Raw genomic sequence first — 16,500 nt, forward strand, 5'->3', positions numbered from 1 at the left:
AAATTATGTGTGGTATTGTTGGTGCGGTAGCGCAACGTGATGTGGCGGAAATTTTAGTCGATGGTTTACATCGTTTGGAATATCGCGGTTATGATTCAGCCGGTGTTGCGGTATTAGGTGCCGATAAAAATATGCAAATCCTGCGTCGTGTGGGCAAAGTCAAAGCCTTGGATGACGCCATGGCGGAAAAACCGCTGTTGGGCGGAACCGGTATTGCGCATACCCGCTGGGCGACTCACGGCGAACCGACGGAAGCCAACGCACACCCGCACCGTTCGGGCAAAATTGCGGTCGTGCATAACGGCATCATCGAAAACTATGAAGAATTAAGAGCGCTTCTGCAGGAACGCGGTTATGTGTTTAAATCTCAAACCGATACCGAAGTTATCGCACACTTAGTGGAATGGGAATTGCGTACTTCAGGTTCATTGTTGGAAGCGGTACAGAAAACCGTAAAACAACTGCGCGGTGCATACGGTACGGTGGTATTAAACGAAGAAGAACCCGAACATTTAATCGTTGCCCGTTCCGGCAGTCCGTTAGTTATCGGTTACGGCGTAGGTGAAAACTTTATTGCCTCCGATCCATTGGCGTTATTAAGCGTAACCCGCCGTTTCACTTATCTGGAAGAAGGCGATGTGGCGGAAATTACCCGCAAATCCGTGCAAATCTATACCCGCGACGGTCAAAAAGTGCAACGCGAAATCCATGAAGGTAACTTTGAAGCGGATGCCGCGGATAAAGGTCCTTACCGTCATTACATGCAAAAAGAAATTTTTGAACAGCCGGTTGCCATTATGAACACTTTGGACGGTCGTATCAAAGAAGGTAAAGTCAACATTGACGCTATCGGTCCGAATGCGGCGGAAATTCTGGCTAAAACGGAACATATTCAAATTGTGGCTTGCGGTACTTCGTATAATGCGGGTATGGTGGCGCGTTATTGGTTCGAAGCCATTGCAGGCGTAAGTTGTGATGTGGAAATCGCATCGGAATTCCGTTATCGTAAATTCGTGACCCGTCCGAACAGTTTGTTGATCACCCTTTCGCAATCCGGTGAAACGGCGGACACCCTGGCGGCGTTACGTTTGGCAAAAGAATCCGGTTATATGTCGGCAATGACAATCTGTAACGTGGCAAGTTCTTCGTTGGTGCGCGAATCGGATTTCGCTTTCTTAACGCGTGCGGGCGTGGAAATCGGTGTTGCGTCAACCAAAGCGTTCACCACTCAATTAACCTGTCTGTTGTTGTTAACCGCGGCGCTCGGTCGTTTGAAAGGCAATTTAAGCGAAGAACAGGAACATCACATCATTCAATCGTTACAACGCTTACCGGCTCAGATTGAAAGCGCTTTGGTGTTCAATAAACAAATTGAAATGTTGTCGGAAGATTTTGCGGAAAAACACCACACCTTGTTCTTGGGGCGCGGTGAATATTATCCGATTGCGATGGAATCCGCTCTGAAATTGAAAGAAATTTCATATATTCATGCGGAAGCTTATGCGGCGGGCGAATTAAAACACGGTCCGTTGGCGTTAATCGACAGCGAAATGCCGGTTGTAGTGGTGGCGCCGGAAAACGATTTATTGGAAAAAGTGAAATCCAATATCGAGGAAGTGCGCGCCCGCGGCGGTCAGTTGTATGTGTTTGCCGATAGCGACGCCGGTTTTACCGACGCCGATAACTTCAAAACCATCGTGTTACCGAAAGTAGACGAAGTGACCGCGCCGATTTTCTATACCGTGCCGTTACAATTGTTGTCGTATCACATTGCGTTAATCAAAGGTACCGACGTTGACCAACCGCGTAACCTGGCGAAAGCGGTGACGGTGGAATAATCCGTAAAAAACTTGCTGAAAATCGACCGCACTTTATGTAAGTGCGGTCATTTTTTACGAAATTTTATTGTCAAATCAGGCGGAATTTCCTAAACTACGCCTCAATTTCCCGATGGGAAAGTGTCTTTTTTCTCTTCTTTGACTTTAAAGGTTGCCTGCGAGCAACAAAAGGACTTCATCATGTCAAATAAAGTAAACAGCTACGGCTGGAAAGCGCTAATGGGCTCTGCCGTGGGCTACGCCATGGACGGCTTCGATCTTTTAATTCTCGGTTTTATGCTTTCCGCCATTTCCGCCGATCTCGCGTTGTCGCCGGCTCAGGCGGGTTCTTTAGTCACCTGGACGCTGATTGGCGCCGTAGCGGGCGGAATTGTCTTTGGCGCATTGAGCGATAAATACGGGCGTGTGCGGGTGCTTACCTGGACTATTCTGTTATTCGCCGTATTTACCGGATTGTGCGCTTTTGCTCAAGGCTATTGGGATCTGTTAATTTATCGCACCATTGCCGGCATCGGTTTAGGCGGCGAATTCGGTATCGGTATGGCGCTGGCGGCGGAAGCCTGGCCGGCGCGCCATCGTGCTAAAGCTTCTTCCTATGTGGCGTTGGGTTGGCAGGTCGGCGTATTGGCGGCGGCATTATTAACCCCATTATTCTTACCGATTATCGGTTGGCGCGGCATGTTTTTAGTGGGGATTTTTCCGGCTTTTGTCGCTTGGTTTCTGCGTGCCCGTTTACATGAACCGGAAGTTTTTGTGAAAAAACAGACCGTAGCGGATAAACCGAAAGGTTCGCCGTTCAAATTATTAGTGAAAGACAAGGCGACGGCGAAAGTCAGTTTGGGCGTGGTGGTGTTAACTTCGGTACAAAATTTCGGTTATTACGGTATTATGATTTGGCTGCCGAATTTTTTATCCAAGCAACTCGGTTTTAGCCTGACTAAATCCGGCGTGTGGACGGCGGTGACGATTTTCGGCATGATGGCGGGAATTTGGATTTTCGGCCGCCTGGCGGATAAAATCGGACGCAAGCCGAGTTTTCTGCTGTTTCAAGCCGGTGCGGTTATCAGTATTATCGTTTATTCCCAATTAACTCATCCGACCGTTATGCTGTTTGCCGGCGCGGCGCTCGGTGCTTTTGTGAACGGGATGATGGGCGGTTACGGTGCGTTAATGTCGGAAGCTTATCCGACGGAAGCCCGCGCCACGGCACAGAATGTACTGTTTAATTTGGGACGAGCCGTGGGCGGTTTTGGTCCCATTGTGGTGGGCGCGGTGGTTTCCGCTTATTCTTTCCAAATCGCTATTGGCTTTTTAGCGGCGATTTATCTGTTGGATATGGTCGCCACTTTATTCTTAATTCCGGAATTGAAAGGTAAGGCGCTGGATTGACAGCGTGAGGAATTAAAAATAATGGCGCCGACTCTTAAAAAGAGCGCCTAAAAAGTATTTTATTACGGTTACATCACTGGTATTGAAAACATAAAGATTTTTTAAAAGAGCGGCTAAGGATAATTAAAAAGATTCATTAGCAACCATTTTGTCTACTATGCCTTTATATCAAGTCAAGTAACTGTAGTAAATCCGAGATTTCCATGGTCGGCAATAAAGTGGCGTCGCTGAATTCCCGTATGCTTTTATCGGATAAATTAATCCAGCCCGCCTGACATCCCGCCTGAATAGCGCCTCGCACATCGGTGATCAGATTATCGCCGATGTGTAAAATTTCATCAGGCCGAACGCCGAAATATTCGGCGGTTCGATGAAATAAATCCTGATGAGGTTTGGCTCTGCCCTGTAAACCGCCGCAATAGACGACGTCAAACTGGTTCAACCCTATGCGGCGCGGCGTAACATTGCCGTTAGTGATTGCCGCCAGGCGATAACGCTGTTTGAGCAGGTTGAGAATGGCGATAGTTTTGGACGGCACGCTAATTTCATGGCGAAATTCCAGGAAATGTTGCATAACGCCCTGAGAAATATACTGAATTTCTACCGCACTTTTGCCGTGATGCTCGAGCATGCGCTGCATGGCTAATTTGCGCCAGGCCGTGACATCTTCGCATAAAACGGGTTCCTGTTGCGCGACGCGATCTTTCCACGCCTGCCAGGTTTCTTCGTTCAGGTCGGAGATTTGACTGGTTTGCTGTAACCGCGACAAAAATTCCTGATTGGCGGTACGAATGACTTCGCGGTTATCGTAAAGGGTGTCGTCCAGATCAAAACTGATAACCTTAAACGGTAGAAAAGTGCGGTAAAATTTCATGCTGTTTTTTAACCTTTTCGTTTAGCACGCGGATGCGCCTGATCGTATACATCCGCAAGATGTTTGAAATCCAAATGGGTGTAAATTTGTGTGGTGGCCAGATTGCTGTGTCCGAGCAGTTCCTGCACGGCGCGTAAATCGGAACTGGCTTCCAGCATATGGGTGGCGAAACTGTGGCGCAGTTTGTGCGGATTAAGATGGGTGCTCAATCCTTGTTTTACGCCCCAGATTTCCATGCGTTTTTGAATGGCGCGCTGAGTTAAGCGCCCGCCTTGAGAACTGACAAATAACGCGTCGTCCGTGGGATTGAACCGCAAACGCACCCGCAACCAGTCTCTAATCGCTTCTAACGCCTGATGTCCCACAGGCAGAATGCGTTCTTTCGAGCCTTTCCCCAGCACGCGCACTTCGCGGGATTGCAGATTCACGTGGTTGAGATCTAATCCTTGCAGCTCCGACAGCCGCAAACCTGAGCTGTACATCAGCTCCAGCATGGCGCGATCGCGGATGTCAATGGGTTCGTTACTGTGATTATCCAGCAGTTTACCGATTTGTTCCTGATCGATATTTTTCGGCAAATGTTTTCCCTGTTTCGGCGCAGAAATGCCGGTGGCGGGATTCACTTTCAGTTCGCCCTGAACGACCAAATAGGCTAAAAACCGACGCAGCGCCGACAAACGCAACGCCAGGCTTTTTTCATGCAAACCCGATTTGCGGCTTTCCGCCAGAATAAAGCGCACCACGCTCGACGTAACTTGTTGCCAGGAATGAATGCCGTTTTGCGTCAGCATGTCGGTGACGGCCGTCAATTGACGTCGGTAATTGAGCAGCGTGTACGGGCTGAGCCGGCGTTCTATCCGCAAATAATCGTAATATTTTTGAAGGGCGTTTTGCATTGTGAATTTACCTCGGTGACGCCTATTCTAGAACAAAATCCGGCAAGAAAAAACATCAAAAAACGTGACAAAAATCGACCGCACTTTTATTCATATCCAAAACCCCGGACACCCAAATTGAGGTGCAGAACGTGGCTTATTCTTATCAATTTTGTTTACGCGTTGCAAACTTGTCACTGAGCGGCAAGCGTTCAAAAAGTTGCAGCGCGAACCGGCTTATTTACATGCGGAGAATGCGTACTTAAAAAAGTTGGAGGAGCTCGACCGGCAAAAACGGCGGCGGAAAGAAGAGACGTCATCCGCAAGTTGAAGCCGCATCATGCTTTAGGCGATTTACTTAAGGTCGCCTAAATGTCGCATTTAACCTTTTATTATCAACAGGTTAAGTGAAATTATGCGAAGGCGAAAGCGAGTCTGTTATCGCTTTATAAAACGAACTGAATATTCATTCCATATTGTGCAAGAAAAGACACGGAAAACGTCGTATATTGCGTCGAATTTACTGAATCGTGATTTCAGCGTGACGGAAGTCAATCAAAAACGGATTTAAAAAACTTGAGCCCTGCACAATACAGAGCTCAGTATTTAACTAACTAACCTGTCCAACCTTTGGGAGGTAGAGCAAAGTGCGGTCAGATTTTGACGACTTTTGCCTGTTTCACCATGTTGTCGGCAACTTCCAGAATGGTAATCCGTAAGCCGTCCAACTCAAATTCCGTGCCTTCTTCCGGGATTTCTTCCAAATATTCGAGAATAAATCCGTTGAAAGTCCGCACGTCGTCGGTATTGAGATTCCAGTCGAAAAGTTTGTTGATGTCTCGCAGATTCGCTGCGCCGTCAATGATAACGGAACCGTCGGATTGCGGCACCACTTCTTCATCGATGGAAGGCGTCGTGGAGGTGGTGAATTCACCGACGATTTCTTCCAGAATATCTTCCAGCGTGACTAAACCTTTGATGTCGCCGTATTCATCCACAACCAAACCGATGCGTTCTTTATTGTTGCGGAAATTCAATAATTGAGCGTTCAACGCCGTTCCTTCGGGAATGTAGTAAATTTCGTCGGCGGCACGCAATAACACTTCTTTGGTGAATTCGTTTTTGTCCAGCATTAAACGGAAAGCCTCGCGAATGCGCAGGAATCCGATCACGTTTTCGTCCATATTGTCTTTATACAATACTACGCGGCCGTGCGGAGCGTGGTTGAGCTGGCGCATGATGGCTTTCCAGTCGTCGTTAATATCAATCCCCGAAATATCGTTGCGTGGAACCATGATGTCGTCTACTGTGACTTCTTCCAAATCCAGGATGGAAAGCAGCATTTCCTGGTGAGCGGAAGGAATGAATTTGCCGCTTTCATTGACGATGGCGCGCAATTCTTCCGGGCTGAGATTGGTATTTTTGGCTTCCGATTTTAAACCGGTGATTTTAATCAACCCTTTTATGATGATATTCATCAAAAACACCAACGGCGTGCATATTTTCATCAACGGAGTGAGAAGATGGCTGCTCAGAAACGCTACTTTTTCGGGGTAAATGGCCGCAATGGTTTTCGGATAAATTTCGGAAAACACCAACATGACAAAAGTTAATGTTCCGGTTGCGATAGCCACACCGGCATCGCCGTACAGACGCATACCGATAATGGTAGCGATGGCGGAAGCGGAAATATTCACCAGGTTGTTACAGATAAGAATCAAACTGAGCAATTTATCCGTTTTTTTTAATAAATTTTCTGTTTTTTTTGCGCCGGAATGCCCTTTTTCGGCAAGATGGCGGGTACGATAACGATTAGCGGCAAGCAGCCCCGTTTCGGAACCGGAGAAATAGGCGGATAAAATTAAACAGATGACAAGCGAAATAATCAGGGTACTAAGGGGAATACTGTCCAACTTGTTGTCCTTTTGTAAAGTAGAAATAGACTCGGCAGACCAATTCGTTTATGTTTCGATTATTGCCGGCGTTCGTCTCGGACGCATATTTACAGCATAATTCGACTGCCGAAATAAGCGATAGTAAGCAGGATCATACCTGAAATCGTATAAATGATCATTCTTTTTCCGCGCCAGTGGTATTTCCAATGGCCGATTAATAAAATGCCGAACACTATCCAGCTGAGAAAAGAAAACAACGCTTTATGTAAATTGGAGGAATCCGGGGCGTTCAATAAATAAATGGAGCCTGAAATCAGCGTCGCGGTGAGCAAAATAAAACCGGTTAACATTACGCGGAAAAAATGGCGTTCCACCATCATTAACGGCGGAATGGCGGGAGACGGCATCATTTTTTTCTGTTTGAGTTTATTGTCCAGCCAGACAATCTGCATACTGTAAAGCATGGCGATAAAACAGACGGCATAAGTTAATAATGACAACGCAATATGGAACAAGACTTGACGATGCCATTGCACCGCTTGGCTTGATAAAAATTCCGTCAGAAATAAATTGATAATGGCGAAACTGTAAACCAAGGGCAGTAAAAAAGCGAGGGTTTTAACTCTGAATATCGCGGGAACCGTTACTAATAACGCGATAACCAGGCTGATCATGGAACTGACGGCGAGCAGAGAAAAACTGGTTCCTTCCGAAGTGTGCACCGCGCTTTCACGAAAGGATAAGTGATGCAAAATCATCGCTAAAAGTGCGGTCAAAATAAAGAACGTTTTATTGACTTTTGGGATTTGTTCGCCGCTTTGCGCTTTCGCCAGCATCGGTGTAATCAGCAGAATATTGATAACATAAAAAATTATGGAAAAAATTGCATACGACATAAATATAAAGCCCGCCTCAATTTGAGAATTGTTTTTATTTTATCGATCTGCAGCAAAAATTTCAATTCACGCAATTATTCAGGTATAATCAACCCAATTTTTCGACTTTAAAGAGAACAAACCATGTTTGAGAATTTATCGGATCGCCTGTCGAAAACCCTGCGTAATATCACAGGAAAAGGGCGATTGACCGAAGATAATATTAAAGATACGTTACGCGAAGTGCGTATGGCGTTGCTGGAAGCCGATGTGGCGTTGCCGGTGGTGCGTGAATTTATCAATAAAGTCAAAGAATGCGCAATCGGCGAGGAAGTAAATAAGAGCTTAACGCCGGGACAGGAATTTTTAAAAATCGTTCGGGCCGAGCTTGAAGCCGCCATGGGCGAAAGTAATGAAAACTTAAATTTAGCCGTACAACCGCCGGCCGTTATTTTAATGGCGGGATTGCAGGGGGCGGGGAAAACCACCTCTGTCGCTAAATTGGCAAAATTTCTGCGCGAACGCCATAAGAAAAAAGTTTTAGTGGTTTCCGCCGACGTTTATCGTCCGGCGGCGATCAAACAATTGGAGACGTTAGCGCAAACCGTCCATGCGGATTTTTTTCCTTCGGAAGTAAATCAAAATCCGGTGGATATTGTTAAAGCGGCGGTTGCGCAAGCAAAATTAAAATTTTATGATGTGCTGATCGTGGATACCGCGGGGCGTTTGCATGTGGATAGCGAGATGATGGATGAAATCAAGCAAATCCATGTCGCGCTGAATCCGGTGGAAACGCTTTTCACGGTGGACGCCATGACAGGCCAGGATGCCGCGAACACGGCAAAAGCCTTTAATGAAGCGTTGCCTTTAACCGGCGTTATTTTAACCAAAGTCGACGGCGATGCACGCGGCGGCGCGGCATTGTCTATTCGTCAGATTACGGGAAAACCGATTAAATTCTTAGGTGTAGGTGAGAAAACCGAGGCGCTTGAACCGTTTCACCCGGATCGTGTGGCTTCCCGTATTCTCGGCATGGGCGATGTTCTTTCTTTAATCGAAGATCTCGAACGTTCCGTCGATAAGGAAAAAGCCGAAAAAATGGCGCAGAAATTCAAAAAAGGTGATCAATTTACCTTGGATGATTTTCGCGAGCAGCTGGTCGAAATGAAAAAAATGGGTGGCATGATGTCTATGCTTGATAAATTACCGGGGATGAAGAATTTACCGGATCATGTGAAAAATCAAGTGGACGATAAAATGTTTGTCAAAATGGAAGCCATGATTAATTCCATGACCCTGAAAGAGCGTGCGAATCCCGATATTATCAAGGGTTCGCGACGCCGTCGTATTGCATTGGGTTCCGGCACTCAAGTGCAGGACGTGAATAAATTACTAAAACAGTTTGACGAAATGCAACGCATGATGAAAAAAATGCGTAACGGCGGTATGGCAAAAATGATGCGCGGCATGAAAGGTTTAATGGGTGGCGGAATGGGCGGATTAGCCGGAATGTTGGGTAAACGTTAGCACATTGAAAAGTGCGGGCAAATTTTACTGAGTTTTTTGCCTTATCCTGATTTTTTAAACGAAAATAATAACGATAATTTAAAATTACATTAATGATGATGTTGAATGATAAACGGCCGTTTACTGATGATGATCGGGCTATTCTGAATTCTTATTGCGCTGTTGTGGACGGTGTGAGCGCATTAATCGGGGAGTATTGCGAGATTGTCCTGCATTCCTTGGAAGATTTGGAGCGTTCTGCCATTTATATTGCGAACGGGCATAATACCAATCGTCAGGAAGGTGCGCCCATTACGGATCGCGCGTTGCAGTCTTTGCACAATATGAAAACGGACAGCGTTTCAAAGCCTTATTTCACCCGGGCGAAAAGTAACGGGTTGATGAAATCCGTCACAATTGCTATCCGAAATAAGTCGCAAAAGATTATCGGTTTGCTGTGCATCAATATTAATCTGGACGTGCCGGTTTCCCAGTTTATCCGGGCATTGATGCCGACGGCGGAATCAAATGAAACTTCATCGGTGAATTTTGCCAGTTCGGTCGAAGACTTGGTGGCGCAGACCGTCGAGCAAACCATCGAGGAGATTACGGCGGATCGTTTGGTTGCCAATAATAATAAAAACCGTCAAATTGTCATGTCTTTATATGAAAAAGGAATTTTTGATATTAAAGACGCAATCAATCTGGTCGCGGAACGATTAAATATTTCCCGCCATACGGTTTATCTGTATATTCGTCAAATTAAGCAGGAGCATGAGTAATGCGTTATGTTATTGCGGTCAGTCGTCCGGTTTACGGACATCAGGGCGCATTCACCGCATATCAGCTTGCCGTAGCCTTGCTTGCCGCCGGACACGAAATTACGCAAGTATTTTTTTTTCAGGACGGAGTAACAAACGGTAACGCTTTTGTTTATCCCGCCACCGATGAATTTAATTTACAAAAAGCCTGGCAGAAGTTAAGTCGGGATTGTGGGATCCCTTTACATCTTTGTGTTTCTGCCGGCCAACGACGCGGAATCGTTGATAATCTGACCGCACTTAACCCTGAATTAACTAATCTTGCCGATGGTTTTTTGATTGCCGGATTAGGTGAATTTATTCGGGCAACTTTAGAATCTGAACGAGTGATTACTTTATGAGCAAATTAGCTTTTGTGTTTAAATCGGCGCCCCATGGAACGGCCAGAGCGAGAGAAGGCCTGGATGCGTTATTGGCCGCCACGGCTTTTACCAAGGAAGAAGATATTGATGTCTTTTTCATGGGCGAAGGCGTATTGAATTTATTAGTGGAGCAAGAGCCCGAAAATATCTTGCAAAGAGATGTGGCCGAAGCGTTTAAGGTGTTGGATGTTTACGATATTAACAATCGTTATTTATGCCTTGATTCAATCATGGATTTCGGTGTGTCGGATAAAGAATGCGCATTGGTTTGCGAACCGCTGGAACGTGATGAATTATTGAAGAAATTACAATCGGCCGAAAAAGTGATGACTTTTTAATATTTTTCATGCTTTATACATTTTCCGAATCCGTTTACGACAGCGTTGAACTGGAACGCTATTTTCAACTGTTAACAGATCGCGATGCCGTAGTCTTATGGCAGAACGGCGTGGTTTTGTTATTAAAATACCCTCATCTATTTACCAAAAACGGTGCGCCCTGTTATGTCATGGAAGATGATATTCTGGCGCGGGGGTTAAAAAACATGATTCCTCCATTTATTAATCTGATTTCGATGTCGGAATTTGTTACGTTAACCGAACAATTCTCTCCGCAAATCGCATTATAGATATACCATTTTACTTTTCTGTTAACTTGCCGTTCAGACGGATTATTTATTCTGATTTTAATTTCAACCATTGCCAAAAAATAGGCAATAAAAAACCCGGTTTGAACCGGGTTTTCGCATTTTCATTGAAGAATAAATTATTCTGCAATCACAACAACGTTTAATGCCGCGAATACTTCACCGTGAAGTTGGAAACGAACTTCGTGTTCACCGATAGTACGTAACGGACCGGTTGATAAACGAACTTCCGATTTCACCACTTCAACACCGGCGGCAGTCACTGCGTCCGCGATGTCGCGAGTTGTAATCGAACCGAATAAACGACCTTCGTCACCGGCTTTAGAAACAATAGTAACAGATTCCAATGCAGTGATTTTCGCTGCACGAGCTTGCGCTTCGGCCAATTCAGCCGCTGCTTTTGCTTCGAATTCAGCACGGCGGGCTTCAAAGAATTCAATGTTAGCTTTAGTCGCCATAACCGCTTTACCTTGAGGGATTAAGAAGTTACGGGCGAAACCTGATTTAACATTTACTTGATCACCGACGTTACCGAGGTGAGCAATTTTGTCTAATAAAATAACTTGCATTACCGATCTCCTTAATTACTGATGATTGTCAGTGTACGGAAGTAACGCAAGGTAGCGAGCACGTTTGATTGCACGCGCTAATTGACGTTGATACTTCGCACGAGTACCGGTGATACGGCTTGGAACAATTTTGCCGCTTTCTGTAATGTAGTTCTTTAATGTAGCGATATCTTTATAATCAATCTCAACTACGTTTTCCGCGGTGAAACGGCAGAACTTGCGACGACGGAAATAACGTGCCATTTGGCTAGTCTCCTAATCTAATAATTCGATATGCTCGGCATGTAAAACCAACTGATTTAAGCCGTTGGCTTGTTTGTGGGAACTAATGAATCCGACAACCAGAATTTTACTACCGACCGTAATGCCTTGAGTGCTATGAATTAATTGATTGCCACTAATTTGTATCGGCATTTTACACCATGCCTGGCGAGCCAATCCCGCTTCTTGTTGTTCGGAACGATGCTCGAGCCAAATACGGCAATGTTCGACGCCATTAGGGCTTTTACTTCGTTTAATGCTGTCGGCGATACCGATTAACGATAAACGATTCTCAATGTTCAAATTACTCTTCAGCATCCTCAAAATCGTTGGTTTCAACTTCAGCTACAGCAGCTTTACGCTCGTCTTTTGCTTTAGCCATTGGGGACGCTTCGGTTACGGCGTGCTTAGTACGAATAATCACGTTACGAAGAACGGCGTCGTTGTAACGGAAAGTTGTTTCCAGCTCGTCGATGACTTCTTGAGGCGCTTCTACATTCATAAGCACATAATGTGCTTTATGTAATTTATTGATTGGGTATGCCAATTGACGACGACCCCAATCTTCTAGGCGATGAATCTGACCGCCGGCTTCTTTTACAGAACCGGTGTAGCGTTCAATCATACCTGGTACTTGTTCGCTTTGGTCCGGATGAACCATAAAAACGATTTCGTAGTGACGCATTACTGCTCCTTACGGGTTAATCAGCCTCCGACGATAGACCAGTCACCAGTCTGCGGAAGCAAGGAACTAAAAAATGGATGTGACTGTAGAGCGCGAATTATACAGAAATTCATTGGAAAAACAAGTGAAAATTGGATAAAAACCGCTCGCTTTTTGGGAAAAGTGCGGTCACAAAAAGCAACGCTTTTTGAACGTTGGCTTTGCCAACGGTGGCGAAGCCATAAGTAATCGCCCCGGCGATTACGCATAAAAATTTAATCGTTTTCCAGACTCATAAAATGGAGCGCTTTGCGATCGGCGATTTTGCGTTTGTGTCGTTTTAAACGATGAAGACGCAGTGCGCGATGGACTTGGGCGAGATGCGATAATTTCGACGTTTTGCGTAAAAACGTTCTGCGTTTTAATGCCATATTTTTTCCTTAATTCTGCGATTCCTGCGGTGTCATCATAATGGAATCCGTCACATTTTCAAGCGGTTGCGAAATCTGATCTTCCTGCACTCGATGATAATTGGTGATGCTGTTCATGTAACGGCGGATGTTTTCCACGTATTGAAAGGCTTCGTATCCTCTGGCGTAACCGTATTTCAGCTTGCTGTAATGCTGTTTTTCCGCCAGTAACGGGAGATTTTTTTTCACGTCCAGCCAATTGTCCGGATCGCCGCCCAGGGTTTTGGTTAAACGGCGGACGTCCAGCATGTGGCCCAATCCCATATTGTACGCCGTTAAGGCATACCAGATTTTATCTTCCTGCGGGACGCTGTTCGGTACTTGAGAAATCAACCAGTGTAAATATTCGGATCCCGCTTTAATACTTTGTTCGGCGTCGGTGCGGTCATTGATGTTCATGCGATCCGCGGTGGCTTTGGTGAGCATCATAATGCCTCGAACGCCGGTTGGCGAAGTGGCGTCTTCATTCCAGTGAGATTCCTGGTAGGCGACCGCCGCGAGTAACCGCCAATCCAACTCGCCTTTGTATTTCTCAAAAAGTGCGGTGTATTTCGGCAGAGTTTTTTCAATGGCGTCGGTATAGGATTTAATATCCACGTAATCAAATTGCGCGATATGGCTGAAATATTTTTCTTCAATGCGGGCAATCAGACCGTTTTCAATGGCGCCGTTCATAAAATCCAGCAAGGCGGCCTGCAGTTCGCTGTACGAACTGGACGGCAAATACCAATGCACATCCGCTTCATCCGTAATGTCGAACGCCACCGCGATTTCCGGTTTGATTTGCTGTGCCGCCGAAACGTCGATGGAATTGGCAATGGTATAATCGATTTTGCCTTCCGCCACTTGTAACAATAAGGCTTCCTGGCTCAGCTGAGAACTGGTTTGCCAACTTAAAGCCGGTTGTTTTTTTTGTTCGGCGGACAGAATATTAAGCAATTCTTCGCTTTTGGCGATGACCAATTTATCTTTTGCCGATAATTGCGCCAATGAACGAGGTTTGTCTTTCCCTTTGCGGTAAACCAATTGCCACGAAGCGGAAGTGTAAGCCGGGCCGAATTGGAATTGGTTCTGATAACGTTGTTGATGTAACAGATTGGCGGCGGCGATATCGATTTCGTTATTTTGTAACGCTTCGAATAGCGCATCGCTGTTATCCAGCGATTTCACCTCTAATTTTACGCCCAGATAATCGGCAAAGGCTTTGCTTAAATCGTATTCCAGGCCTGCAGGATTACCGTTGGGATCGATAAAATAAGAGACGGAATTATTGACGGTGCCCACCACTAATGCGCCGCGTTCCTGAATTGCCTCATAGTGATTGGCTTCAGAACGAATAATCTGCTGCCACGGAAAAACCATATCCACCGCCCACAGTAAAAGCGCCAGAGCCACACTGATTCGAATAACTAAACCTTTCAAAGATAACCCGATAACAGAAAAAAGATGCGACCATTTTAACGAATCGAACGATAAAGTAAAAGTGCGGGCGAATTTTTCGTTGTTTTTGAGGATTGAAATGGCACGCCCTAAAGGATTCGAACCTTTGACCCACGCCTTAGAAGGGCGTTGCTCTATCCAGCTGAGCTAAGGGCGCAATTCAAATGGATATTTCTGTTAAGAAAATTCAAAGGAAACATAAAAAGAAATGGTCGGCGAGATAGGATTTGAACCTACGACCCACTGGTCCCAAACCAGTTGCGCTACCAAGCTGCGCTACTCGCCGACAAGATGTGTGCATTATAAGTTTCTTTCCATTTCAGTCAATCATTTTTTTCGTTTTTTTCGTTGAACGCTCAAAATTGTGCCAATTTCACCGAGAGAGACTTACATTCGCACGGAATTTTTGCGACAATAGCAAACGTTTTCGTGACTTATTTTAATTTAAAGGAAAAATTCATGGCGGCAGAAGTAATTTCGGGTACGGAACTGGCGAAAAGAATCAAATCGGAACTGACTCAGAAAATTCAGCAATATATTTCACAGGAGCGACGGGCTCCCGGATTGGCGGTGATTCTGGTGGGATCCGATCCCGCATCGCAGGTTTATGTGGGCAGCAAACGGAAAAGCTGTACGGAAATCGGGATTCGCTCCAAATCTTATGATCTGCCGGAAACCACAACGGAAGCGGAATTATTGTCCGTTATCGACGAGTTAAATCGGGATCCCGATGTAGACGGCATTTTAGTTCAATTACCGTTACCGAAACACATTGACAGCACCAAAGTGATTGAACGGATTGCGCCGAATAAAGACGTGGACGGTTTTCATCCGTACAATGTGGGACGTTTATGCCAACGCATCCCGACTTTACGCGCCTGCACGCCGTACGGAATTATGAAACTGCTGGAAACCACCGGGCGGGATCTGCATGGTCAACACGCCGTGATTGTGGGCGCTTCGAATATTGTCGGCCGCCCGATGGCTATGGAATTGCTGCTTGCCGGTTGCACCGTCACCGTGACCCATCGTTTTACCAAAGATTTGGAAAGTCACGTTCGGCAAGCGGATATTCTGGTGGTGGCGGTAGGCAAAGCGGAATTTATCGACGGCGATTGGGTGAAACCGGGCGCAATCGTTATCGACGTCGGCATTAACCGCGGCGAAGACGGCAAATTGCGCGGTGACGTGCAATATGCCAAAGCGGCGGAACAAGCCGCCTTTATTACCCCGGTTCCCGGCGGCGTCGGGCCGATGACGGTCGCGATGCTAATGGCGAACACATTGACGGCTTATGAACAACATTTAAACGCATAACTTGGTCAGGCCGATTTACATCGATGAATAATCTGAACTAAAATAGCAAAGTGCGGTCGGAATTTATGCAGTTTTTGGCGTGACAACCGCGTCGTAAAAATCGTACGGTTTCACCGTTCGCTTGCACAATTAACAGAGGAAAGAAAAATGGGCTTATTTGATTTTGTAGGAAACATCGGTAAAAAAATCTTCAATAAAGAAGAAGACGCATCTCAGGCTGTGACGAATCACATCGCCGAAGATAATCCGGGTATCGATAATGTGGCCGTAACCGTTGAAAACGGCGTGGCAAAACTTTCCGGTGTGGCCGCAACGGCGGAAGCGGCGGAAAAAGCCATTTTGATGGCGGGCAACATTGAAGGTATCGAGTCGGTGAATATCGACGCCATTAAAGTATTGAACGGTTCGCTGGGTGGCGATGACGAGTTTTATACCATCCAGAAAGGCGATTCGCTGTGGAAAATTGCGGAAAAAACCTATGGTAACGGCGCGAAATATACGGCAATCGTGGCAGCTAATAAAGAAGTGATTAAAGACGAAAATAAAATCTTCCCGGGGCAAAAAATTCGCTTACCGAAATCACTGTAAAATCCGGTTTTTTATGCAATCCCGTCCGTTGAGACGGGATTTTTTATGTACAAATTTTTTTTCTCGACGAAATCTGAATCTTTCGCTATAATTCGCCAGTTTTATAGCCA

General features: G+C 45.8%; 19 protein-coding genes and 2 tRNA genes. 9 read left to right on the plus strand and 12 right to left on the minus strand.

What is annotated here, in order from left to right; translation table 11 throughout:
* Positions 1 to 5: 5 nt before the first annotated feature.
* Positions 6 to 1,838 carry a glutamine--fructose-6-phosphate transaminase (isomerizing) gene (gene glmS, locus P7M01_RS04465; protein WP_317483251.1) on the plus strand — a complete coding sequence of 611 codons (1,833 nt, stop codon included), beginning with the start codon at positions 6 to 8 and terminating at the stop codon, positions 1,836 to 1,838.
* 180 nt (positions 1,839 to 2,018) lie between these two features.
* On the plus strand, positions 2,019 to 3,227 hold the full coding sequence (locus tag P7M01_RS04470) for an MFS transporter (protein WP_317483250.1): 1,209 nt from the start codon (positions 2,019 to 2,021) through the stop codon (positions 3,225 to 3,227).
* Positions 3,228 to 3,390: 163 nt separating this feature from the next.
* Here P7M01_RS04470 and P7M01_RS04475 read toward each other — a convergent pair whose 3' ends face one another.
* The 4 genes from P7M01_RS04475 to P7M01_RS04495 form a co-directional block, all read right to left on the minus strand.
* Positions 3,391 to 4,101 (minus strand): HAD-IA family hydrolase, encoded by a 711-nt coding sequence (locus P7M01_RS04475; RefSeq protein ID WP_202936028.1) that lies wholly within the window; start codon positions 4,099 to 4,101, stop codon positions 3,391 to 3,393.
* An 8-nt stretch (positions 4,102 to 4,109) separates the two neighbouring features.
* The gene (gene xerC, locus P7M01_RS04480) at positions 4,110 to 4,997 is read right to left on the minus strand and encodes a tyrosine recombinase XerC (RefSeq protein ID WP_317476233.1); all 888 of its coding nucleotides are present in this window, start codon (positions 4,995 to 4,997) and stop codon (positions 4,110 to 4,112) included.
* A gap of 632 nt (positions 4,998 to 5,629) precedes the next feature.
* The gene (locus tag P7M01_RS04490; protein WP_202936026.1) at positions 5,630 to 6,889 is read right to left on the minus strand and encodes an HlyC/CorC family transporter; all 1,260 of its coding nucleotides are present in this window, start codon (positions 6,887 to 6,889) and stop codon (positions 5,630 to 5,632) included.
* Positions 6,890 to 6,978: 89 nt separating this feature from the next.
* Complete coding sequence (locus P7M01_RS04495; RefSeq protein ID WP_317483249.1) at positions 6,979 to 7,767, minus strand: cytochrome C assembly family protein; 789 nt, start codon at positions 7,765 to 7,767, stop codon at positions 6,979 to 6,981.
* Positions 7,768 to 7,890: 123 nt separating this feature from the next.
* On the opposite strand from P7M01_RS04495, the gene ffh reads away from it, so the two are divergent.
* The 5 genes from ffh (at position 7,891) to tusB (ending at position 11,063) form a co-directional block, all read left to right on the plus strand.
* A complete protein-coding gene (gene ffh / locus P7M01_RS04500) occupies positions 7,891 to 9,273 on the plus strand; it encodes a signal recognition particle protein (RefSeq protein ID WP_317483248.1) in 1,383 nt (460 codons plus the stop codon).
* Positions 9,274 to 9,368: 95 nt separating this feature from the next.
* Complete coding sequence (locus P7M01_RS04505) at positions 9,369 to 10,034, plus strand: helix-turn-helix transcriptional regulator (RefSeq protein ID WP_317483302.1); 666 nt, start codon at positions 9,369 to 9,371, stop codon at positions 10,032 to 10,034.
* Positions 10,034 to 10,414, plus strand: a complete 381-nt coding sequence (gene tusD / locus P7M01_RS04510) for a sulfurtransferase complex subunit TusD (RefSeq protein ID WP_317474942.1) — start codon at positions 10,034 to 10,036, stop codon at positions 10,412 to 10,414. The genes P7M01_RS04505 and tusD overlap by 1 nt, the downstream gene beginning before the upstream one ends.
* Complete coding sequence (gene tusC / locus P7M01_RS04515) at positions 10,411 to 10,773, plus strand: sulfurtransferase complex subunit TusC (protein ID WP_317483247.1); 363 nt, start codon at positions 10,411 to 10,413, stop codon at positions 10,771 to 10,773. The genes tusD and tusC overlap by 4 nt, the downstream gene beginning before the upstream one ends.
* An 8-nt stretch (positions 10,774 to 10,781) precedes the next feature.
* Entirely contained in the window at positions 10,782 to 11,063 is a 282-nt protein-coding gene (gene tusB / locus P7M01_RS04520) for a sulfurtransferase complex subunit TusB (protein ID WP_317483246.1), read from the plus strand.
* Between the two features lie 137 nt (positions 11,064 to 11,200).
* Here tusB and rplI read toward each other — a convergent pair whose 3' ends face one another.
* From rplI to P7M01_RS04560, 8 genes are all read right to left on the minus strand, one after another.
* Positions 11,201 to 11,650: a 50S ribosomal protein L9 gene (gene rplI / locus P7M01_RS04525; RefSeq protein WP_202936020.1), complete on the minus strand. Its 450-nt coding sequence runs from the start codon at positions 11,648 to 11,650 to the stop codon at positions 11,201 to 11,203.
* 15 nt (positions 11,651 to 11,665) lie between these two features.
* The gene (rpsR, locus tag P7M01_RS04530; RefSeq protein WP_005759927.1) at positions 11,666 to 11,893 is read right to left on the minus strand and encodes a 30S ribosomal protein S18; all 228 of its coding nucleotides are present in this window, start codon (positions 11,891 to 11,893) and stop codon (positions 11,666 to 11,668) included.
* 12 nt (positions 11,894 to 11,905) lie between these two features.
* Positions 11,906 to 12,229 (minus strand): primosomal replication protein N, encoded by a 324-nt coding sequence (gene priB, locus P7M01_RS04535; protein ID WP_202936019.1) that lies wholly within the window; start codon positions 12,227 to 12,229, stop codon positions 11,906 to 11,908.
* A complete protein-coding gene (gene rpsF / locus P7M01_RS04540) occupies positions 12,216 to 12,596 on the minus strand; it encodes a 30S ribosomal protein S6 (RefSeq protein WP_202936018.1) in 381 nt (126 codons plus the stop codon). Before rpsF ends, priB begins: the two co-directional genes overlap by 14 nt.
* 254 nt (positions 12,597 to 12,850) lie before the next feature.
* The gene (locus P7M01_RS04545; RefSeq protein ID WP_317474939.1) at positions 12,851 to 13,006 is read right to left on the minus strand and encodes a hypothetical protein; all 156 of its coding nucleotides are present in this window, start codon (positions 13,004 to 13,006) and stop codon (positions 12,851 to 12,853) included.
* A 9-nt stretch (positions 13,007 to 13,015) separates the two neighbouring features.
* Entirely contained in the window at positions 13,016 to 14,467 is a 1,452-nt protein-coding gene (mltF, locus tag P7M01_RS04550) for a membrane-bound lytic murein transglycosylase MltF (RefSeq protein ID WP_202936016.1), read from the minus strand.
* Positions 14,468 to 14,565: 98 nt separating this feature from the next.
* Positions 14,566 to 14,642: transfer RNA gene (locus P7M01_RS04555), tRNA-Arg, on the minus strand.
* Positions 14,643 to 14,694: 52 nt separating this feature from the next.
* Positions 14,695 to 14,771, minus strand: a tRNA-Pro gene (locus P7M01_RS04560).
* A gap of 173 nt (positions 14,772 to 14,944) precedes the next feature.
* Here P7M01_RS04560 and folD point away from each other — a divergent pair.
* Positions 14,945 to 15,802, plus strand: coding sequence for a bifunctional methylenetetrahydrofolate dehydrogenase/methenyltetrahydrofolate cyclohydrolase FolD (folD, locus tag P7M01_RS04565; protein WP_317483245.1), 858 nt, complete (start codon positions 14,945 to 14,947; stop codon positions 15,800 to 15,802).
* Positions 15,803 to 15,949: 147 nt separating this feature from the next.
* Positions 15,950 to 16,390 (plus strand): peptidoglycan-binding protein LysM, encoded by a 441-nt coding sequence (gene lysM, locus P7M01_RS04570; protein ID WP_202936014.1) that lies wholly within the window; start codon positions 15,950 to 15,952, stop codon positions 16,388 to 16,390.
* The last annotated feature ends 110 nt before the right edge of the window (positions 16,391 to 16,500 follow it).

The sequence above is a fragment of the Exercitatus varius genome (genome assembly GCF_029577735.1).
GTDB classification, from domain to species: domain Bacteria; phylum Pseudomonadota; class Gammaproteobacteria; order Enterobacterales; family Pasteurellaceae; genus Exercitatus; species Exercitatus varius.

Bases quoted from the DNA above. Each gene is read 5' to 3' on its own strand.
- folD (WP_317483245.1), top strand. From the start codon at position 14,945: ATGGCGGCAGAAGTAATTTCGGGTACGGAACTGGCGAAAAGAATCAAA.
- rpsR (WP_005759927.1), bottom strand. From the start codon at position 11,893: ATGGCACGTTATTTCCGTCGTCGCAAGTTCTGCCGTTTCACCGCGGAA.
- xerC (WP_317476233.1), bottom strand. From the start codon at position 4,997: ATGCAAAACGCCCTTCAAAAATATTACGATTATTTGCGGATAGAACGC.
- glmS (WP_317483251.1), top strand. From the start codon at position 6: ATGTGTGGTATTGTTGGTGCGGTAGCGCAACGTGATGTGGCGGAAATT.
- P7M01_RS04475 (WP_202936028.1), bottom strand. From the start codon at position 4,101: ATGAAATTTTACCGCACTTTTCTACCGTTTAAGGTTATCAGTTTTGAT.
- P7M01_RS04545 (WP_317474939.1), bottom strand. From the start codon at position 13,006: ATGGCATTAAAACGCAGAACGTTTTTACGCAAAACGTCGAAATTATCG.
- P7M01_RS04495 (WP_317483249.1), bottom strand. From the start codon at position 7,767: ATGTCGTATGCAATTTTTTCCATAATTTTTTATGTTATCAATATTCTG.
- tusD (WP_317474942.1), top strand. From the start codon at position 10,034: ATGCGTTATGTTATTGCGGTCAGTCGTCCGGTTTACGGACATCAGGGC.
- tusC (WP_317483247.1), top strand. From the start codon at position 10,411: ATGAGCAAATTAGCTTTTGTGTTTAAATCGGCGCCCCATGGAACGGCC.
- lysM (WP_202936014.1), top strand. From the start codon at position 15,950: ATGGGCTTATTTGATTTTGTAGGAAACATCGGTAAAAAAATCTTCAAT.
- P7M01_RS04505 (WP_317483302.1), top strand. From the start codon at position 9,369: ATGATGTTGAATGATAAACGGCCGTTTACTGATGATGATCGGGCTATT.
- P7M01_RS04470 (WP_317483250.1), top strand. From the start codon at position 2,019: ATGTCAAATAAAGTAAACAGCTACGGCTGGAAAGCGCTAATGGGCTCT.
- tusB (WP_317483246.1), top strand. From the start codon at position 10,782: ATGCTTTATACATTTTCCGAATCCGTTTACGACAGCGTTGAACTGGAA.
- ffh (WP_317483248.1), top strand. From the start codon at position 7,891: ATGTTTGAGAATTTATCGGATCGCCTGTCGAAAACCCTGCGTAATATC.
- rplI (WP_202936020.1), bottom strand. From the start codon at position 11,650: ATGCAAGTTATTTTATTAGACAAAATTGCTCACCTCGGTAACGTCGGT.
- rpsF (WP_202936018.1), bottom strand. From the start codon at position 12,596: ATGCGTCACTACGAAATCGTTTTTATGGTTCATCCGGACCAAAGCGAA.
- priB (WP_202936019.1), bottom strand. From the start codon at position 12,229: ATGCTGAAGAGTAATTTGAACATTGAGAATCGTTTATCGTTAATCGGT.